Raw genomic sequence first — 17,463 nt, 5'->3', positions numbered from 1 at the left:
TCACCATCCACCCTGAGAGGCAGACACCATGGCCAACGCACCGTCTTCATCCTCCCCTGTCATTCGCGACGTCATCGCCGAGCGCGTCTCGCGCCGGGCTCTCCTGAAAGGCAGCCTTGCATCCGGCGCGCTGATTGCCGGCGGCAGCTTTGTCGGCTCGTTGTTTGCCGGCGAAACACATGCCGCGGCAGCGCTTTCCACACTCGGTTTTCCCGAACTGAAGCGCGTCTACGACAAGACCCATGCGGCCGCCGAGGGGTACGAGACCACGATCGTGGCGCGCTGGGGCGACCCGCTTGTCGCCGGGCTGCCGGATTTCGATGGCAACAAGGTCGCCGCCGAAGAGCAGGAAAAGCGCTTTGGTTACAATTGCGACTACATCGCCTTCCTGCCGCTGCCGAAAGGCACCGTGAATTCCGACCACGGCCTGCTTTGCGTCAACAACGAGTACATTTCGCCCAACGTCATGTTTCCCGGCATGACCGAGGATGACGCCGGCAAGACGATGAGCAAGGAACAGGTCGACCTCGGCATGGCCGCCATGGGCCATTCGATCGTCGAGGTGCAGTTGAAGGACGGCAAGTGGGGCATCGTCGAAGACAGCCCGCTCAACCGCCGCATCACGGCAAACACCGAGATGACCGTTTCCGGCCCCGTTGCCGGCCATCCACTGATGAAAACATCTGCCGACGCGACCGGCACGAAGGTGCTCGGCACCAGCTACAATTGCAGCGGCGGCTTCACTCCCTGGGGCACCGTGCTGACGTGTGAGGAAGGCGTTTCCGACCTGTTCGGCGGCGACCCGAAGAAGGCGCCGACATCAGACATTCTCGACCGCTACGGCTTTGACGGTTCCGACATCTACGGCCGCGGCCGCTTCCATGATCGCTTCAATCTCGACAAGGAGCCGAATGAGGCCAACCGGTTCGATTGGGTGGTCGAGATCGACCCCTATGATCCGGCCTCGAAGCCGGTCAAGCGCACCGCCCTTGGCCGCATGTCGCACGAAGCATCCACGGTCGTCCTCAACAAGGACGGCCGCGTCGTCGTCTACATGGGCGACGACGACTATTTCGAATACATGTACCGCTTCGTCTCGAACAAGGCCTACGATCCGGCCAAACCGGCCTCCGGCAACAGCCTGCTGGATGACGGCGTGCTTTCGGTCGCCCGCTACGACGCCGACGGCTCCATGACCTGGCTGCCGCTGGTTCACGGCCAGGGCAAGCTCACCGCCGAGAACGGCTTTGCCGACCAGGCGGAAGTGCTGCTGAAGACACGGCTGGCGGCGGATGCGCTGGGCGCGACGCCGATGGACCGGCCCGAGGACATCGAGACCAATCCTGTGACCGGCCGCGTCTATGCGGTGATGACCAAGAACAAGAAGCGCGACCAGTCGAAGGTCAATCCGGCCAACACGCGTCCGGAAAACCTCTGGGGCCACATTGTTGAGCTGATCCCGCCCGGCGGACGCGGCGCGGACGCCGACCACACGGCCGACAAATATACCTGGGATCTGTTCGTGCTGTGCGGCAACCCGAAGGACGCCAAAGTCGGTGCCACCTTCCACCCGGACACGTCAGACAATGGCTGGTTCGTCTGCCCCGACAACATCACCTTCGATCCGGCCGGCCGGCTCTGGGTGGCGACCGACGGCGCCAATGATTTCGACCTGCCGGACGGCGTCTATGGCGTCGACACGGAAGGTCCGGCGCGCGGCCTGCCGAAACTGCTGTTCACCTGCCCGCATGGCGCGGAGGCGACCGGCCCCTGCTTCACGCCGGACGGCACGACCTTGTTCCTATCGGTCCAACACCCGGCCGAAGACGCCGAGACGCTCGACAAGGTCCAGACGCTGTGGCCAGACTTCAGGGATGGCCAGTTGCCGCGCCCTTCCGTGGTCGCTATCCGCCGCAGGGACGGGCAGCCGGTCGGCGCCTAGCCCCAGACAAAAAGGCGGAACGCATGGTACGCGTTCCGCCTGACGGTCTCGTCCGACGATGTGACAGCCGTGCGCAAGGAACTGACCCAGTAGACCCGTACTCTAGCTCTCGGCCGCGACAGCGAGCGCCAGCCGGCTCATGTCGGTGAACAGCGCCTGGCGCTCGGAATAGTCGGTCTGTTCACCGGTCTCGATGTTGTCGACCACGACGCACATCGACAGCGCACGCGCCCCGAAATGCTCTGATATGCGATAGAGCGCGCTGGTTTCCATATCCACGGCCAGGGCGCCGGCCGCCTGCGCATCGGCAAAACGGACGCGCCCTTCCGGATGATAGAAGATATCGCTGCATACCGTCAGGCCGGCGCTGTGGTCGATGCCGAATTCCACCGCCTTGGCCAGCGCCGATGCGAGGAGCGCCGGATCCGGGCCGGCGGGTCCATAAAGGCCGAAAACCTGACCGCTCTGGGCGCTTTCCGCCTGTGCCGATTGCGAGATGACAAGGCTGCGCAGTTTTGCCTTTGCGGTCAGGCTGCCGCAGGTGCCAGTACGGATCAACGTCCGGACGCCATAATGGTCCAGCAATTCATGCGCATAGATCAGAAACGACGAGACGCCGATGCCCGTCGCCTGAATGCTGATGGGTTTGCCGCCAAACAGCCCGGTGAAGCCAAGCGCGCCACGTCGGCGATTGATGCAGCGCGGCGCTTCCAGGAATGTTTGCGCCATCCATTCGGCGCGCTGCGGATCACCTGGCAGCAACACCGTGTCGGCGTAGGCACCCTCGTCTGCTTCGTTGTGTGGCGTCAACCGCTGCTCCCCCGAGCCGGCCTGTCGTTTCACCCGCAATCATGGCGGTGTCACGGCGTTGTGCAAGGAAGAACATCAGGAGTTTCTAAGATTCCAGCACATCCTTGACGATCGTCGCCAGTTGCTTGAGCGAGAACGGCTTCGGCAGGAAGCCGAAATGCGCATCCGCCGGCAGGTTTCTGGCGAACGCGTCTTCGGCATAGCCGGACACGAAGACGAATTTGATGTCCGGCTGGCGCTTGCGCAACTCACCAAGCAGCGTCGGACCGTCCATTTCCGGCATCACCACATCCGAAACCACGATGTCGACCTTGCCGCCCAGCGCCTCGAACACTTCCAGCGCCTCGACGCCCGACGATGCCTCGTGCACGGTGTAGCCGCGCGAGGTCAGCGCCCGCATGCCGCCCATGCGCACGGCGTCCTCGTCCTCGACGAGCAGCACCGTGGCCGAGCCCGACAGATCCTTGGCCGCATCTGCGACCTTTGCCGGCGCCGCTGGCACATCGTCGGGCTCGCCTGCTTTTTTCGCTTCCGCGATATGACGCGGCAGGAAGATGCGGAAAGTCGAGCCTTTGCCGACTTCGGAATCGCAGAAGATGAAGCCGCCGGTCTGCTTGATGATGCCGTAGACCATCGACAGGCCAAGGCCGGTGCCCTTGCCGACTTCCTTGGTGGTGAAGAAGGGCTCGAAAATCTTCTTCAGCACCTCCGGCGCGATACCGCTGCCGGTGTCCTCGACTTCGACCACCACATAGTCCGCCGGGGCGAGCTCGCGATAGGAAAAGGCCTTGCACTCCTCGGCCGTCACATTGCGGGTGCGCACGGTGAGATCGCCGCCTGCCGGCATCGCGTCGCGCGCGTTGACCGCAAGATTGACCACCACCTGTTCGAACTGCCCGATATCGACCTTGACCGGCCACAAATCGCGGCCATGGTCGACCTTCAGCTTGATGTCGTTGCCGACAAGGCGGGCAAGCAGCATCCTGAGATCAGCGAGCACGTCGGTCAGGTTGAGCACTTCCGGCCGCAGCGTCTGCTTGCGCGAGAAGGCCAGAAGCTGCCGCACCAGCGAAGCCGCCCGGTTGGCGTTCTGCTTGATGTTCATGATGTCGGGGAAGGACGGGTCCGACGGGCGGTGGTTGGTCAACAAAAGGTCGGACGCCATGATGATGGCGGTTAGCACGTTGTTGAAATCATGCGCGATGCCGCCGGCAAGCTGGCCGACCGCCTGCATCTTCTGGCTTTGCGCCATCTGCCCTTCGAGCGCTTTCTGTTCCGTCGTCTCGACGGCGTAGACGATGGCCGACTCTTCGGCACCCTCGCCGCCGGTACCATCGGCGACCGCGTTGACGTAGAAACGGATGTGCCGGTCGTCATTGCCGGGCAAAAGCGTGTCGATCGGCTCGATGTCGGCCTGCCGCTGCTGCGCTTTCTCGAAGGCAGCCGCGAAAGCCGGCCGGTCGCGTTCATGGATCACCGTGTCGAGCCTTACACGGCGATCGACGGCGTCGCGGTCGACGACGGACGAAAACAGCGACAGGAACGGCGCATTGGTGCGCAGGATACGCCCGTTATGGTCGACGCCGGCTATCGCCATCGGCGTCGAGTTGAAGAAGCGGGTGAAGCGCACCTCCGAAGCCCGCAAATCGGCCGAGGCGTCCTCGCCTTGCGTGCGGTTGAGCACGATCGTGCGCGTCGGCCCGTTGAGGCCTTCGCGGCTGGCCGAAACGCGATGCATGAAGCGCACCGGCAGCGCCTCGCCAGTCATCGTCGTCAAATCGAGGTCGATGACCGCGTTGCGTGTCGTACCGGGGTCGGCCTTGACCGAGCGGACCAGCGCCATGCCGTCGCCGGCCACGATTTCGGCCAGGGAGACGGCACCGGGCGTGAAGCTGGTGAGGTCGATGCCCAGCCATTCGGCGAGCGTGGCGTTGACGTAGGTGACACGGCCTTCCTGGTCGGCCGAAAAGAAACCGGCCGGCGCATGATCGAGGTGATCGATCGCCTTCTGCAGATCGAGGAAGAAACGTTCCTGTTCGGCCCGCTCCTGCGAGATGTCGGCAAGCTGCCACGCCAGCATCGGCAACCGCTGGCCCGGAACGTTGAAGGCGCGGGCGCGCGCCCGGTACCAGCGGGCGCCGGGCTCGGCGCCGGGCCGAATGGACTGCGCGAGCCGAAACTCGCCGTCGCCCGGTTGGCCGTCGCGCAGACCGGACGCCAGGCGATAGATCGTCACAGAGGCTTCGGGGACATCCGAGAGCAACCCCTCGACCGTCTTCAGGTCGGCCGCGGACGATGCTCCGGTCATATCGGCATAGGCGCGATTGGCGTAGACGACGCGGCCCTTGGTGTCGGTGACAAGAAGGCCCTGCGACATCGAATCGACGAAGGATTTCGACAGTTCGTCGCCTGTCGAGCGTGGCGTGACCTGCACGAAGCCGATCGCCGTGGCGAACAGGAAACCGACGCCGATCATCGCCAGCACGCCGAGCATACCGAGCAGGAAAGGATCGCCGAGGCGCTCGCGGAAAAGGCCGAAGACGATCGCCGCTCCCGTCAAAACGACGATGAAAATGATGAGCCGGGTGACAGCGCCCGGTCGCGTATTCTGATCGACGATCGGTACCGGATAGAAATCGCCGCGCGCTTCCTTGGCCATGTGCCCCCTGCTCGTGAATTCCGGTGTTCCGACACCCGCCCCTAGCGGGTTGAATCACATTCTCCTAGTCCGGAAAAGGCCTGGGCGGCAAATGTCGGATAAAAATGACGTCTTATGGCCTTTGGAGTTTTTCAAGCTGTTCACCAGCGTGAAACGCAACTTGCGGTGGCCTGCCGCAACGGTCTAGTGTCTCGTCACTTCCAAGGGCAATCAGGGGAAACCAATGCAATGGCTCGATAGCGTGGCGGGTCCCGGTTATGCCGCAGCACTGTTGTGGACGTTTGCAGCGCTTGTCCTGCTGGTCATCGTTCTCATCATCGTCAAGCTCGTGCGCAATCTGACGTTTGGAACCTTCGTCGCCGGCGGCAGGAACCGCAAGACGCGGCTGGCCGTCATGGATGCCACCGCCGTCGACAGCCATCGTCGGCTGGTGCTGATACGCCGCGACGACATTGAGCACCTGCTTTTGATCGGCGGCCCGACCGATGTCGTTGTGGAACGCGACATCCGGCTTTCGGCGCTACGCCGTCCCGCGCTGACCGGAGATGGCGGATTGCAGCCGGTTCCGGCCGCCGCGGCCCCGGCGGCAAGGCCGCGTCCGCCGCAGCCCGCTCCACCGCCGACGAGACAGGCGCCCGCTCCGCAGCCGGTGAACACGGCGCCGCCAGCTCGTCCGCGCCCAACACCGCCAGCGCCGGCACCCGCGCCGAGGCCGGCGACGCAAAGCTACCAGCCGACCAATGTGACGCCGCTGCCCGCCTACGGCTCCGCCAACGCCAATGTCGTTCGGCATGCGCCACCACCGCCGCCAAGACAGGACAGCATCGACGACACGCTGATGAGGGAACTCGAAGTGTCGCTCGACCAGCCGCGTTCGAGCGGCCCGGCGGCCAAGCCGGCGCCGCAGTCGCTCGACGATGAAATGACCAAGCTTCTCGGTGAACTCTCCAGCCAAAAGAGATGAGCGGCGGCGGACGCCGCGTCCATGAAAATGGCCGGAGAACCGGCCATTTCAAAATCAACATTGCCGATGATGGCCTGCGCCGGCGGTTTTGACCTCAGTCGTCGCGGTAGACTTTTTCGCGGCGCTCGTGCCGCTCCTGCGCTTCGATCGACAACGTCGCGATCGGACGCGCATCGAGCCGCTTCAAAGCGATCGGCTCGCCGGTCTCCTCGCAATAGCCGTAAGTGCCTTCGTCGATGCGCTGCAGGGCGGAATCGATCTTTGCAATGAGCTTGCGCTGACGGTCTCTGGCCCTGAGTTCGATGGCGCGATCGGTTTCCGAAGAGGCGCGATCGGCCAGATCGGGGTGGTTGGCGTTTTCTTGTTGCAGGATTTCCAGTGTTTCGCGCGCTTCGCGCAATATGTCATTCTTCCAAGTGACGAGCTTTGAGCGGAAGTAGGATTTCTGCCGCTCGTTCATGAACGGCTCGTCTTCGGAGGGTACGTAATCGGCGGTAACGATGTCGTTCATTCGACTCACCCAAACTGCCCCAAATTTGGCGCCTATATATTCGTCGCCCGACGCCTGCACAAGCGCAATCGGCTGCTGTTTCACGCAATTGTCAATGTGCACTGGCGCGCGCCTTGCGGCAGCGAATGGTCGTTTTCATACCAAACTACGCTGCGGCACTTTGGATCCATCCATCATGCTTTCCGAACATCGACCATGATCTTCAGGCGGATGCACAAGCGCCTTTTGCGCACCGCGGCACGGGTGATTCGCGGCTTCGAAGAACGCAGGGCCATTGTGCGCAACGCATTCTCGTGGCTAATCCTGGAAGGCTTTGGCGTTCGGAGGTTGGGTGAGCAAGCTTTATCTGTTGCGACATGCAAAGGCTGGCTGGGCACTGCCCGGTATGCGCGATTTCGATCGCCCGCTCGATGCATCCGGCCGCGCCGACGCCGAAATAATGGGCGCCGCCATGCGCTCCCGCCGCTATGTTCCGGATCTGACGCTGTGCTCCAATGCCAAACGCGCCAAGGAGACGCTGGAAGGTCTGGCCGGCCAGACCGACACCGGCAGGGTCCTGTTTTTCGACACGCTCTACAGCGCGGACGCAGCAGTTTATCTTCACCTCATCCAGGACAATGGCGGGGCGGGTTCGTTGCTGGTCATCGGCCACAACCCGATGACGGAAGACCTCACCATGGCGGTTTCGGGCGATGGCAACGAGACGGCGCGAGCGACGCTCAACCATGGGTTCCCGACCGCGGGCCTTGCGGTCGTCCGCTTTGAAGGCGATCTTGCCAAGGCTGCCCAAGGCACCGGCTATCTCGAGGCGTTCCTGACGCCGGCCGATCTCTGAAGCCATTTCAAAGCCTGGTTGCAGAGCCTATATCGGACGAACCGAAGCCCGAGAGAGCATATTTTGGCATCATCGCTGACCACCTTCACCGACGAGGCGAGGATTGCCCTCGACACGCTGTCGGGACGCGCCACCGGGCTTTTTTCCCCATCGCTGCGCCTCGGCGTGACCGGATTGTCCCGCGCCGGCAAGACGGTGTTCATATCGGCCCTTGTCCACAATTTGATCCATGGCGGCCGCCTGCCGCTGTTCGAGGCGCGGAAATCGGGGCGCATCGCCCGCGCCTTCCTCGAGCAGCAGCCGGACGACGCCGTGCCGCGCTTCCAGTACGAGGATCACATCGCCGCCCTGGTCAACGACCGCGCCTGGCCCGATTCGACGCGCGCCATTTCCGAATTGCGGCTGACCATCGAATACGAATCGGCCTCCGGCTGGAGCCGCATGTTCTCCTCGGGCAGGCTGTCGGTCGATATCGTCGATTATCCCGGCGAGTGGCTGCTCGATCTGCCGCTGCTCGGCAAATCCTTCGCCGATTTTTCGCACGAAGCCTTCGAAATGGCGGTTCTGCCGGTGCGCGAGGACCTATCGCAGGCCTGGCGGGCACTGTCGGCCGGGATCGACCCGAACTCCGATGCCGACGAGATAATTGCGCGCCGCCTGGCCGAGAGCTTCGCCGCCTATCTCAAGGCCTGCAAGCTCGACGAGCGGGCGCTTTCCACCTTGCCGCCTGGCCGCTTCCTGATGCCGGGCGATCTCGAAGGCTCACCGGCACTCACCTTCGCGCCCTTGGCTGGGGTCGGCGACAAGCGTCCGCGCGCAGGGTCGCTGCACGCCATGATGGACAGGCGCTACGAGGCCTACAAGACGCATGTCGTCAAACCGTTCTTCCGCGAACACATCACCCGCCTCGATCGCCAGATCGTGCTGATAGACGCCATGCAGGCGCTGAACGCCGGCCCCGACGCCATGGCCGACCTGGAGCGCGCTGTGACCGAGATCCTCGGCTGTTTTCGTCCCGGCCGGGGCAGCTTCCTCACCGACCTGTTCTCGCGGCGCATCGACCGCATCCTGGTTGCCGCAACCAAGGCCGACCACCTGCATCACGAAAGCCATGACCGTCTGCAGGCGATCGTGCGGCGGCTTGCCGACCGCGCCGTGGCACGGGCGAATTTCACCGGCGCCGATGTCGATGTGGTCGCCATGGCGGCGGTGCGCGCGACACGCGAAGGCGCCGTCAAGCAGGGTCGAGAGACGTTGCCGGTCATTATCGGCACGCCGATCGCCGGCGAGAGGATCAACGGCGAAACCTTTGATGGAAAGACGGAAACAGCTATATTTCCCGGCGACTTACCGGAAAAAATTGATGCGGTTTTCGATATTTCGGGAGCCAATCACAAGCAGGACTCCGCGGATCCGGCAATCCGCTTCGTCCGTTTCCGTCCGCCAAAGCTCGAACGCACGGCCGAAGGCGTCACGCTGTCGCTGCCGCATATCAGGCTCGACCGTGCCTTGCAGTTCCTGATTGGAGATCATCTGGCATGACCGCGCCCCGCAAGCCGGCGGCATTCCGCATCGAGCCGGAAGCCACATCGAGACAAGCACCTCCAGAATCGCGCCCCCAGGCCGGCGCCTCCCGCGCGCAGGCCGATGCCCAGCGCAAACCGCGCGCGATGAAGACCGATGTCGCGATGGTCATCCCGGCGGAAGTCGATGTCTTCGACGAGCCCGACATCATTGCCGCGCAGCCGCCACCGGCCGTCGCGCCCAGGAAACGCTCGCTGCTCGGCAGCATCTTCTTCGGCGCCTTTGGCGTGCTGGTTTCGCTGGCTGTCGGCCTGTGGACCGACCAGCTCATACGCGACCTCTTTGCGCGCGCCGAATGGCTGGGTTGGCTGGCCGCCTGCATGGCCGCCATCGCCGTGCTGGCGCTTGTGGTGATCCTGATTCGCGAATTCCTGGCGATCGCCCGCCTCGCCGAGGTCGAAAAACTGCAAAAACGGGCACTCGATGCGATCGCACGCGACGATCCGAAGGCCGCACGATCGGTCGTCGACGAATTGTCGGCCTTCGTCGCGGCCAAGCCCGAGACCGCTGCCGGCCGGCGTGCGCTGGCCGAACTGCGCGGCGAAATCATCGACGGCGGCAATCTGGTGCGCCTGGCCGAGGCCGAAATTCTCGGACCCCTCGATGCCAGGGCCAAGGTGATGATACTCGAGGCCGCCAAACGCGTCTCGCTGGTGACGGCGGTCAGCCCGCGTGCTCTGGTTGATGTCGCCTATGTCGTGTTCGAGGCCGGGCGGCTCATTCGCCGCCTGTCGGAACTTTACGGCGGACGGCCGGGAACGCTGGGGTTTTTCCGCCTGGCGCGCAGCGTGCTGGCGCATCTGGCGGTCACCGGCTCGATCGCGATCGGCGACAGTTTCGTCCAGCAGATCGTCGGCCACGGCCTGGCGGCGCGCCTTTCGGCCAAGCTCGGCGAAGGCGTCGTCAACGGCATGATGACGGCGCGCATCGGCATCGCCGCGATGGAGACGGCGCGCCCCCTGCCCTTCAGCGCCGCGAAGCGTCCCGGACTGGGCGATTTCCTCTCCGCGCTGACATCGTTTGCAACCAGGAAAGATGGTGAAACAACCCCGTCCGGCAAGTGAGCCGGCTGGAGCGTTTCGGACCTTCGGAATTGTTACCGAACTGCTCTGCGGCAGCCTCGTAGTGACGAAGCATTAACCAATCTTGTTCATGGTCAGACGGGTTCCAAACAGCCTCTTTGTTGCCGGGTGTCGTCGATGAAAAGCGTATTTCTCTCCAGCGTCTTGCCCCTGGCGACCGTGATCACAGCTCTTGTCGGCATTGCCGGAGCTGCCTCCGCGGCGGAACCGGACAAGCAATTCTTCCAGTCGGCCGAAGGCAAATGGATCGGTCCGGGTGAAATCGTCGCCGGCAAGTACAAGGGCACCAAATTCAACTGCAGTTTTACCGGCTCGACGCCCGACGGCAAGGTCGGCATGTCGCTCGACGGTGGCTGCCGGGTCGGCATGTTCACCCAGCAGATGTCGGCCAAGATCGAGCGCAAGGGCCGCGAGGGCTACAAGGGCAGCTTCATGGGTGGCGCGACTGGTTCCGGCCTCGACATCATCGGCGGCAATGTCGTCGATGCCCGCAAGGTGGTCTTCACCATCAACCGCAACCAGCTGCGCGGCGTCATGCAGGCCCGCATCCCCGACGACAATTCGATGACCGTGACCATTGCCGTGCGCGTCGACGACCAGTTGGTACCGGTGATCGGCATGAGCCTGAAGCGCGTCGATGCCGTCGAAGTCGGCTCCATCGCCCCGAACTGAACAATTCATAGAAAAAGGCGGCGACCCAACGGTCGCCGCCTCGTTTGAACCTATCGAATCAGGCGCTTAGCCCCTGATCTCAAATCAGGGCATTAACCCTTGATCGCGGCCGTCACTTCGTCATAGGCCTTGCAGGCGTCGGCCAACGTCGTGGCGCCCTGATATTTGGTTGTCACCGCCTGGACCTTAGCGGTCAGATCAGCCGCCTTGGACGGGTCCTTGGTGATCGCTTCCTGCAGCGCGGTAGCCATCTCCTGCGCCTTCTTGGTCGCGATCTCCGCCGTGCACTCGGGCGCCTTCGAGCAAGCCGAACCGGCAAGCACCGCCAGGCCGACGGCAACAAACAAAAACTTCTTCATGTCAGTCATCTCCTCAAAAAGGCAGAACTTGATCGTCGCTGCCTTCCAACGGCCGAAGCCGAGCGTCCCTTAGCCGCCGATTGCGGCAAAAGGCAACGCGCGCGCCGCATAAACTTGTGTAACGCGGCTGCAACATCGCGGCGGCCCGAATTCAGGCCGCCGACGTCAGATGAAGGAAAGCTAGCTGCGAGGCTGTAGCAGCGCCAGTACAGCCGTCGCCGCGGCAAGGACAGCGGTAAGGGTCAAAGGCCCCGTAGCGCCATAGGTGTCCACGACATAACCGCCGACAACCGCGCCGACGGTGATAGCAACCTGGAAGGAAGTGACCATTAGGCTGCCCGCTGCTTCCAGCGCATCAGGCGCCGCGCGGGACATATTGGTCGGCAACACCACCGGCGCCATGCCGAAGGCGAAGCCCCACAGCGTAACAAAGCCGAAGGCAACGCCGATTTGCGCGCCCCAAAGCACCAAAGCGAGTGCCGCAAACGCCATCAACGCGGCGGTAACTGCGAGGGCCATGTGGATGTTGGTGTCGGCCAAGCGGCCACCGGCAATATTGCCGATCACAGCGGCGATGCCGAACCCGAGCAGCGCCAGGGCAATCGGTCCGGTTGTGAGGAGCGTCACGTGTTCGAGGAAGGGGCGCACATAGACCGAGCCGGCAAAATGCCCGGTCATCAGCAAAACAATGGCAAGCATGCCGAGTTGGATGCCACGCCGCCGTGTCAGCCGAAATACGTCTGCAAGGCTGTTGCTTGCCGCTGCAGGCAAGGTCGGCAGGCTGAGAAACTGCAGCAGCATGGCAAGCGCGGCCAGCCCCGCTGTCATGGCCATGGCACTGCGCCATCCCAGCCAGTCACTGATCAACGCACCCATCGACGGCGCGGCAATGGTGGCGAGCGAGACGCCGAGGGTGACGATCGCCATGCCCCGACCTGTCGCATTGGCGCCAACCAGCCTCGCCACGACGGCAACCGAAAGTGCCCAGAAAGCGCTGAGAGCGATCCCCAGCCCGGCCCGGCCCAGCAACAACAGCCAGAAATTGGGCGCCAACGCCGCAAGAATATTGGAACCGACCGCCAAGGCCATGAGGCCAACCAGCACCGCCTTGCGGTTCAAGCGGCCGATGAGAACATTGCTCAACATGGCCGTCACGGCGCCAACGGAAGCCGTGGCGGTGACGACCTGTCCGGCCGTTCCCTCGCTAATGCTGAGATCGCGCGCCATTGGCGTCAGCAGACCTGCCGGCAAGAACTCGGCCGACACCAGGGCAAAGCTGGTGGCCGCCAATGAAAGGACCGCAAACCAGGTGGCCGCGCTCCACGCGGCTGGTGCATCGGCATCAAGGCCAATCGCGGCGTCTTCAAGCTGTAATGTTGTGTCAGTCACGGAAAGATCTCCAAAGTTTGGAGGTCTTAAATAGGCGAGTCCTCTCGGATGATATGTATCTTAGAATCCGAAATTCATATCCATTCGTCCGGGAATTGTGCGACGCACAACGCCTGGCGAGACATTGGTGATGCGCTTGAACGCGCGCGCGAAGGATGCCTCGGAATCATAGCCCAAACGGGTAGCGACTTCGGCAACCGACAAGCCGTTTTGCCCCAACAATTCGCGAGCAAGCTGCATGCGCAGGCGGGCGAGATAGTGTGCGGCACCCTCCCCCAATACCGCGCTGAAACGCTCGGCGAAAATCGAACGCGATTGGCCCGCCACGCCGGCCAGGCTTCCCAGCGTCCAGTTGTGGCCGGGGTCGCGGTGCATGGCTGCCAGAGCGCGGCCTATATGGGGGTCGCGGATGGCTGCGAGCCAACCGGTGGTCGAAGCGCCATTGCAGTTGACCCAGCAGCGGATGAGCCGGGCCGTCAGCAAGTCCGCCATACGTGACAGAATCGTGGCGCTGCCCATCTGGGGGTTTGCGGCCTCCACCGTCATGGCCGCCAGCAAAGGACCGACGACCGGGTCATTGCCGGCCACGTCGCAACCCTTGATGACAGGCGGCATCAACGTGATCAATGGGTTGAGCGCACAGGAGCCCAGAGCCATGGAGCCGCAGAAAAGGGTGCTCGTCGCGCCCGTTCCTTGCCGTACCACTTCGCAGACGTTGCCCCCCAACTTGATCACCTGGCAACCTTCGAGCGAGCCCCCTTCAACGTCCGGCGCGCTCGCCAGCCGATGGCCGATGCCTTGCGGCAGCAGCACCAGATCGCCATCGCGCAACTCCTGCCAGCCTTGTGCTTCGGTGTGAATCCAGCACGGACCCTGGCCGACAAAGTGAAACCGAAGCAGCTGTTGTTGCGGAAAGTCTATGCTCCATGGGTGCCGGAGCTCGCAGCGGCCATAGTTGACACCACTCAAGCGAAAGTCTTGCAGAACTTCGCTGAGCGCATCCATCGGGATATGTGGCGTCGAAGACGGCCGGGACGAATAGTCAGGCATACACCTTATATAGATGCCGAACGTCCGGCAGGCAAGCGGGGACCGTTGTTCCACCAGGTGAATCGCTGCAACGGCACCCTACCCTTCCCGGCAGATTTCTCGCCTTGCCTCCCGCTCCAACTGCATGCAAGGAGTGCTGCGAGACACAGGGACAAGAGGCATGGCGGCGGAAGCATCGGGCAGTGATCTGGTTCAGGTGGTGGCGCTGCTTGCTGCCGGTGTCGTCGCCGTTCCGATCTTCAAGCGCATGGGCCTCGGCTCGATCCTCGGCTATCTGGCCGCCGGTGTGGTGATCGGCCCGTTCGGCCTCGGCGTCTTTTCCGAATCGGAAGCCATTCTTCATGTCGCCGAACTCGGCGTGGTGATGTTCCTGTTCATCATCGGGCTGGAAATGCAGCCGTCGCGGCTGTGGAGCCTGCGCCGCGAGATCTTCGGCCTCGGCGCGCTGCAGGTCGGCGTCTGCGCGCTGCTGCTGACCGGTGTCGGCGTGGCGGGAGGGTTTCCGATCGCGCAATCCTTCGTAGCCGGCGCCGGCTTCGTGCTGACTTCGACGGCGATCGTCATGCAACTTCTCGAGGAACGCGGCGAAATCGCCGCACCGAAAGGCCAGCGCATCGTATCGGTCCTGCTGCTTGAGGATCTGGCCATCGTGCCGTTGCTGGCCCTGATCGCGTTCCTGGCGCCCGGTGGAGCCGACACCAGCCTGTCGGAGCGGCTGACCGAGGTCGGCATCGGCCTCGCCGCGATCGTCGGCCTGGTGGTGGCCGGCCGGTATCTGCTCAATCCGTTCTTTCGCATCCTGGCGGATGCCCGCGCCCGCGAGGTGATGACGGCGGCGGCGCTCCTGGTGGTTCTAGGGTCCGCACTCGCCATGCAGCTCAGCGGCCTGTCGATGGCGATGGGGGCCTTCCTGGCTGGCGTGCTTTTGTCGGAATCGACCTTCCGCCATCAGCTCGAAGCCGACATCGAGCCGTTCCGCGGCATCCTGCTCGGCCTGTTCTTCCTTGCTGTCGGCATGTCGCTCGACCTGCATGTGGTGGCCGCGAACTGGCGGCTGATTGCCATCTATGTCGTCGCCTACATGGTGATGAAGGCGTTCGGCATCTACATCGTCGCCCGCATCCTGAAGTCGGGCCATCGCGAAGCATTGGAGCGCGCGGTCTTCATGGCGCAAGGCGGCGAATTCGCCTTTGTCCTTTACTCGGCGGCAGCGGCGGTCGGCATCATCGACGGCAACGCCAACGCGACGCTGACGGCGATCGTCATCATCTCCATGGTGCTGACCCCGCTTGCGATCGTCGCGCTGCGCTATCTGACACCGCGCGACGAGCAGTCGCTCGACGGCGTCGACGTCGCCGATGGCCTGACCGGCAGCGTGCTGATCATCGGTTTCGGCCGCTTCGGCCAGATCGCCAGCCAGCCGCTGTTGCTGCGCGGCATCGACGTCTCGATCATCGACAATGAGGTGGAGATGATCCAGGCGGCGGCCGATTTCGGCTTCAAGGTCTACTATGGCGACGGCACGCGGCTCGACATCCTGCATGCCGCCGGCGCCGGCCGGGCGCGCGCCGTGCTGATCTGCGTCGACAAGGCCGATGCCGCCGTTCGCATCGCCCAGCTGATCAAGGCCGAATTCCCGTTGCTCACGGTGTTGGCGCGGGCTTTCGACCGCGGCACCGCGCTGCAGCTCATTCGCGCCGGCGTCGACTACCAACTGCGCGAAACCTTCGAATCGGCGCTGGTCTTTGGTGGTTCCGCCCTGGAATCGCTCGGTGTCGATCCGGAAGACGTGGCTGAGGTGATCGACGATGTGCGGCGCCGTGACACCGCCCGTTTCGAAACGCAGCTCGCCGAAGGCGTCCGCGCCGGACAGCGCTTCCTGAAGGGCAATATCGGCACACCCATCCCGACACCGCTGTCCACGCCGCGCCGCGCCGGCCAAGCGCTCAACGAAGAGACCGCCGGCGTCCTGCACAAATCCGAACCCGCGGATTGAACAAGGAATTAGGCATGGAATTGGACAGCAGAGCCCTGTCGGTCACCAAATTCTGGCGCGATGCCGGCGAGGATGCCTGGTTCGAAAAGAGCGATGTATTCGATGCCGAGTTCCGCGACCGCTTTCTCGACCTGCACCACGCCGCCGCGCGGCGTGAATGCGACGATTGGCTGGAACATGCCGAAGGCGCGCTGGCGCTGATGATCCTGCTCGACCAGTTTCCGCGGAACTGTTTTCGCGGCACCGGCCACATGTACGCGACCGACCCGCTCGCAAGATATTTTGCCACAAAGGCGATCGCGGCCGGCCATGATCTGACGCTCGAGGAAGAACTCCGCGTCTTCCTCTATCTGCCGTACGAGCATTCGGAACTGCTGGCCGACCAACACATATCGGTCGAGCTGACACAGGCCAGGGCCGAGCCCTACTTGAAATACGCTGTCGAACATCGCGATATCATTCAGAATTTCGGCCGTTTTCCGCACCGAAACCGGATGCTTGGCCGCGAGACCACAGCGCAGGAACAGGCGTTCCTGGATGGCGGCGGATTCTCGGGCTAAAGACCCCGCTGCCGCCCCGCTCCAAGGTGTGTTGAGATTCAGGTCAGGCCGAGTCGAAAACGGTGGGTTCCGAGAACCGGAGCGGAGCGTACATTTGGGTACGTGAGCTCAGTTCTACTGCGTCGACGCAGTAGAACGGGGAAGCGCAGGTATCAGCCGTTTGCAGGCCGGCATCACCTGAATATCAACGCACCTAGGCCAGCCACCATTCCCGGCCGGATGACAGCCGCTCGATGCCAGAGCTGTCCACGGCGACCAGCCGGTCGGTGATGCTGCGACCATCGACAATCAGGCCGGGCGCGATCTCGGCCAGCGGCGCCAGCACGAAGGCGCGCTCCAGCATGCGTGGATGCGGCACTTCCAGCCCGGTTTCATGGATGACGCGGTCGCCGAACACCAGAATGTCGATATCAATCAGCCGCGGCCCCCAGCGTTCCTCGCGCACCCGCTTCAGCTTTCGTTCGGCATCGAGGCAAAGATCGAGCAAGGCGCGCGGTGCAAGCCCGGTGGAAATTTCGGCGGCGGCATTGAGAAAATCCGGCTGATCGAGCTTGCCCCAGGGCGGCGTGCGATAGAGCGAAGAGACGCCGGTGACGCGCGTGTCCGCGTCCGCATCCAGCATGCGCAGCGCCGCGCCCATGGATTTCGCCGGATCGCCAAGATTGCCGCCAAGGCTGAGATAAACGGTACTATTCGGGCCAGACAACGGTCACCTCGACATAATCGAGCACTCCGGGCACCGGTGCGTTCGGTTTGCGCACCGTGATCTCGGCTTTCTTTATCTGCGGAAAACGCGCCGTCAGCGCACGCGCCACTTCAAGCGCCAGGGACTCGATCAGAAAACGGCGCTGCCCGGTGATGATCTTTTCGATCACGGTGAATGCAGTGCCGTAGTGGACTGTATCCTCGATCGAATCCTCGGCAAGCGCCCGGCCTGGATCAACGGTGAGAGCGGCATCGACATAGAAGCGCTGGCCGAGCCTTTCCTCCTCGTCCAGCACGCCGTGCCGAGCAAAGAAAGCGCAGTTCTTCATGCGGATGACATACATC

The 17,463-nt window shown here is 63.4% G+C and carries 16 protein-coding genes; 8 read left to right on the top strand and 8 right to left on the bottom strand.

Features of this window, described 5'->3' with window-relative positions; translation table 11 throughout:
- Positions 1-28 precede the first annotated feature (28 nt).
- Positions 29-1,942, top strand: coding sequence for a PhoX family protein (locus tag ACSQ3L_RS18830; protein WP_436161315.1), 1,914 nt, complete (start codon positions 29-31; stop codon positions 1,940-1,942).
- Between the two features lie 102 nt (positions 1,943-2,044).
- On the opposite strand, the gene ACSQ3L_RS18825 is transcribed toward ACSQ3L_RS18830, so the two are convergent.
- Both ACSQ3L_RS18825 and cckA read right to left on the bottom strand, forming a co-directional pair.
- Complete coding sequence (locus ACSQ3L_RS18825; protein WP_436161314.1) at positions 2,045-2,752, bottom strand: phosphorylase family protein; 708 nt, start codon at positions 2,750-2,752, stop codon at positions 2,045-2,047.
- An 85-nt stretch (positions 2,753-2,837) separates the two neighbouring features.
- On the bottom strand, positions 2,838-5,411 hold the full coding sequence (gene cckA, locus ACSQ3L_RS18820) for a cell cycle histidine kinase CckA (protein ID WP_436161313.1): 2,574 nt from the start codon (positions 5,409-5,411) through the stop codon (positions 2,838-2,840).
- 223 nt (positions 5,412-5,634) lie between these two features.
- Between cckA and ACSQ3L_RS18815 the strand changes: the two genes are divergently transcribed.
- Positions 5,635-6,375, top strand: coding sequence for a hypothetical protein (locus ACSQ3L_RS18815; RefSeq protein ID WP_436161312.1), 741 nt, complete (start codon positions 5,635-5,637; stop codon positions 6,373-6,375).
- Between the two features lie 94 nt (positions 6,376-6,469).
- Here the strand turns inward: ACSQ3L_RS18815 and dksA are convergent, their stop codons facing one another.
- On the bottom strand, positions 6,470-6,886 hold the full coding sequence (dksA, locus tag ACSQ3L_RS18810; RefSeq protein WP_013531862.1) for an RNA polymerase-binding protein DksA: 417 nt from the start codon (positions 6,884-6,886) through the stop codon (positions 6,470-6,472).
- A 331-nt stretch (positions 6,887-7,217) separates the two neighbouring features.
- On the opposite strand from dksA, the gene ACSQ3L_RS18805 reads away from it, so the two are divergent.
- The 4 genes from ACSQ3L_RS18805 (at position 7,218) to ACSQ3L_RS18790 (ending at position 11,059) form a co-directional block, all read left to right on the top strand.
- Positions 7,218-7,721, top strand: coding sequence for a SixA phosphatase family protein (locus ACSQ3L_RS18805; protein ID WP_436161311.1), 504 nt, complete (start codon positions 7,218-7,220; stop codon positions 7,719-7,721).
- A gap of 63 nt (positions 7,722-7,784) precedes the next feature.
- Positions 7,785-9,263 carry a YcjX family protein gene (locus ACSQ3L_RS18800; protein WP_436161310.1) on the top strand — a complete coding sequence of 493 codons (1,479 nt, stop codon included), beginning with the start codon at positions 7,785-7,787 and terminating at the stop codon, positions 9,261-9,263.
- The gene (locus tag ACSQ3L_RS18795) at positions 9,260-10,369 is read left to right on the top strand and encodes a YcjF family protein (RefSeq protein WP_436161309.1); all 1,110 of its coding nucleotides are present in this window, start codon (positions 9,260-9,262) and stop codon (positions 10,367-10,369) included. Before ACSQ3L_RS18800 ends, ACSQ3L_RS18795 begins: the two co-directional genes overlap by 4 nt.
- A 135-nt stretch (positions 10,370-10,504) precedes the next feature.
- Positions 10,505-11,059: a hypothetical protein gene (locus tag ACSQ3L_RS18790; RefSeq protein ID WP_436161308.1), complete on the top strand. Its 555-nt coding sequence runs from the start codon at positions 10,505-10,507 to the stop codon at positions 11,057-11,059.
- 92 nt (positions 11,060-11,151) lie between these two features.
- On the opposite strand, the gene ACSQ3L_RS18785 is transcribed toward ACSQ3L_RS18790, so the two are convergent.
- The 3 genes from ACSQ3L_RS18785 to ACSQ3L_RS18775 all read right to left on the bottom strand — a co-directional run bounded on the left by ACSQ3L_RS18785 (position 11,152) and on the right by ACSQ3L_RS18775 (position 13,857).
- Positions 11,152-11,418 carry a hypothetical protein gene (locus ACSQ3L_RS18785; RefSeq protein ID WP_436161307.1) on the bottom strand — a complete coding sequence of 89 codons (267 nt, stop codon included), beginning with the start codon at positions 11,416-11,418 and terminating at the stop codon, positions 11,152-11,154.
- Between the two features lie 180 nt (positions 11,419-11,598).
- Positions 11,599-12,807, bottom strand: a complete 1,209-nt coding sequence (locus ACSQ3L_RS18780; RefSeq protein ID WP_436161306.1) for an MFS transporter — start codon at positions 12,805-12,807, stop codon at positions 11,599-11,601.
- A 60-nt stretch (positions 12,808-12,867) separates the two neighbouring features.
- Entirely contained in the window at positions 12,868-13,857 is a 990-nt protein-coding gene (locus ACSQ3L_RS18775) for an AraC family transcriptional regulator (protein ID WP_436161305.1), read from the bottom strand.
- 160 nt (positions 13,858-14,017) lie between these two features.
- On the opposite strand from ACSQ3L_RS18775, the gene ACSQ3L_RS18770 reads away from it, so the two are divergent.
- Together ACSQ3L_RS18770 and ACSQ3L_RS18765 are read left to right on the top strand one after the other, a co-directional pair.
- Positions 14,018-15,853, top strand: coding sequence for a monovalent cation:proton antiporter-2 (CPA2) family protein (locus tag ACSQ3L_RS18770; RefSeq protein WP_436161304.1), 1,836 nt, complete (start codon positions 14,018-14,020; stop codon positions 15,851-15,853).
- A gap of 14 nt (positions 15,854-15,867) precedes the next feature.
- Positions 15,868-16,413, top strand: coding sequence for a DUF924 family protein (locus ACSQ3L_RS18765; protein ID WP_436161303.1), 546 nt, complete (start codon positions 15,868-15,870; stop codon positions 16,411-16,413).
- A 193-nt stretch (positions 16,414-16,606) separates the two neighbouring features.
- On the opposite strand, the gene folK is transcribed toward ACSQ3L_RS18765, so the two are convergent.
- Together folK and folB are read right to left on the bottom strand one after the other, a co-directional pair.
- A complete protein-coding gene (folK, locus tag ACSQ3L_RS18760; protein WP_292179212.1) occupies positions 16,607-17,119 on the bottom strand; it encodes a 2-amino-4-hydroxy-6-hydroxymethyldihydropteridine diphosphokinase in 513 nt (170 codons plus the stop codon).
- Positions 17,103-17,462 carry a dihydroneopterin aldolase gene (gene folB, locus ACSQ3L_RS18755; RefSeq protein ID WP_436161302.1) on the bottom strand — a complete coding sequence of 120 codons (360 nt, stop codon included), beginning with the start codon at positions 17,460-17,462 and terminating at the stop codon, positions 17,103-17,105. Before folB ends, folK begins: the two co-directional genes overlap by 17 nt.
- Between the last annotated feature and the right edge of the window lies 1 nt (position 17,463).

The sequence above is a fragment of the Mesorhizobium sp. LjRoot246 genome (genome assembly GCF_964254115.1).
Taxonomy (GTDB): domain Bacteria; phylum Pseudomonadota; class Alphaproteobacteria; order Rhizobiales; family Rhizobiaceae; genus Mesorhizobium.
The sequence above is the reverse complement of the archived record's forward strand: the minus strand, read 5'-3'. Positions and strand labels throughout refer to the sequence as shown.

Excerpts from the sequence above, each read along its gene's own strand:
- ACSQ3L_RS18830 (WP_436161315.1), top strand. The coding sequence starts at position 29 with ATGGCCAACGCACCGTCTTCATCCTCCCCTGTCATTCGCGACGTCATC.
- cckA (WP_436161313.1), bottom strand. The coding sequence starts at position 5,411 with ATGGCCAAGGAAGCGCGCGGCGATTTCTATCCGGTACCGATCGTCGAT.
- ACSQ3L_RS18815 (WP_436161312.1), top strand. The coding sequence starts at position 5,635 with ATGCAATGGCTCGATAGCGTGGCGGGTCCCGGTTATGCCGCAGCACTG.
- dksA (WP_013531862.1), bottom strand. The coding sequence starts at position 6,886 with ATGAACGACATCGTTACCGCCGATTACGTACCCTCCGAAGACGAGCCG.
- ACSQ3L_RS18795 (WP_436161309.1), top strand. The coding sequence starts at position 9,260 with ATGACCGCGCCCCGCAAGCCGGCGGCATTCCGCATCGAGCCGGAAGCC.
- ACSQ3L_RS18790 (WP_436161308.1), top strand. The coding sequence starts at position 10,505 with ATGAAAAGCGTATTTCTCTCCAGCGTCTTGCCCCTGGCGACCGTGATC.
- ACSQ3L_RS18785 (WP_436161307.1), bottom strand. The coding sequence starts at position 11,418 with ATGAAGAAGTTTTTGTTTGTTGCCGTCGGCCTGGCGGTGCTTGCCGGT.
- ACSQ3L_RS18775 (WP_436161305.1), bottom strand. The coding sequence starts at position 13,857 with ATGCCTGACTATTCGTCCCGGCCGTCTTCGACGCCACATATCCCGATG.
- ACSQ3L_RS18770 (WP_436161304.1), top strand. The coding sequence starts at position 14,018 with ATGGCGGCGGAAGCATCGGGCAGTGATCTGGTTCAGGTGGTGGCGCTG.
- ACSQ3L_RS18765 (WP_436161303.1), top strand. The coding sequence starts at position 15,868 with ATGGAATTGGACAGCAGAGCCCTGTCGGTCACCAAATTCTGGCGCGAT.
- folB (WP_436161302.1), bottom strand. The coding sequence starts at position 17,462 with ATGTATGTCATCCGCATGAAGAACTGCGCTTTCTTTGCTCGGCACGGC.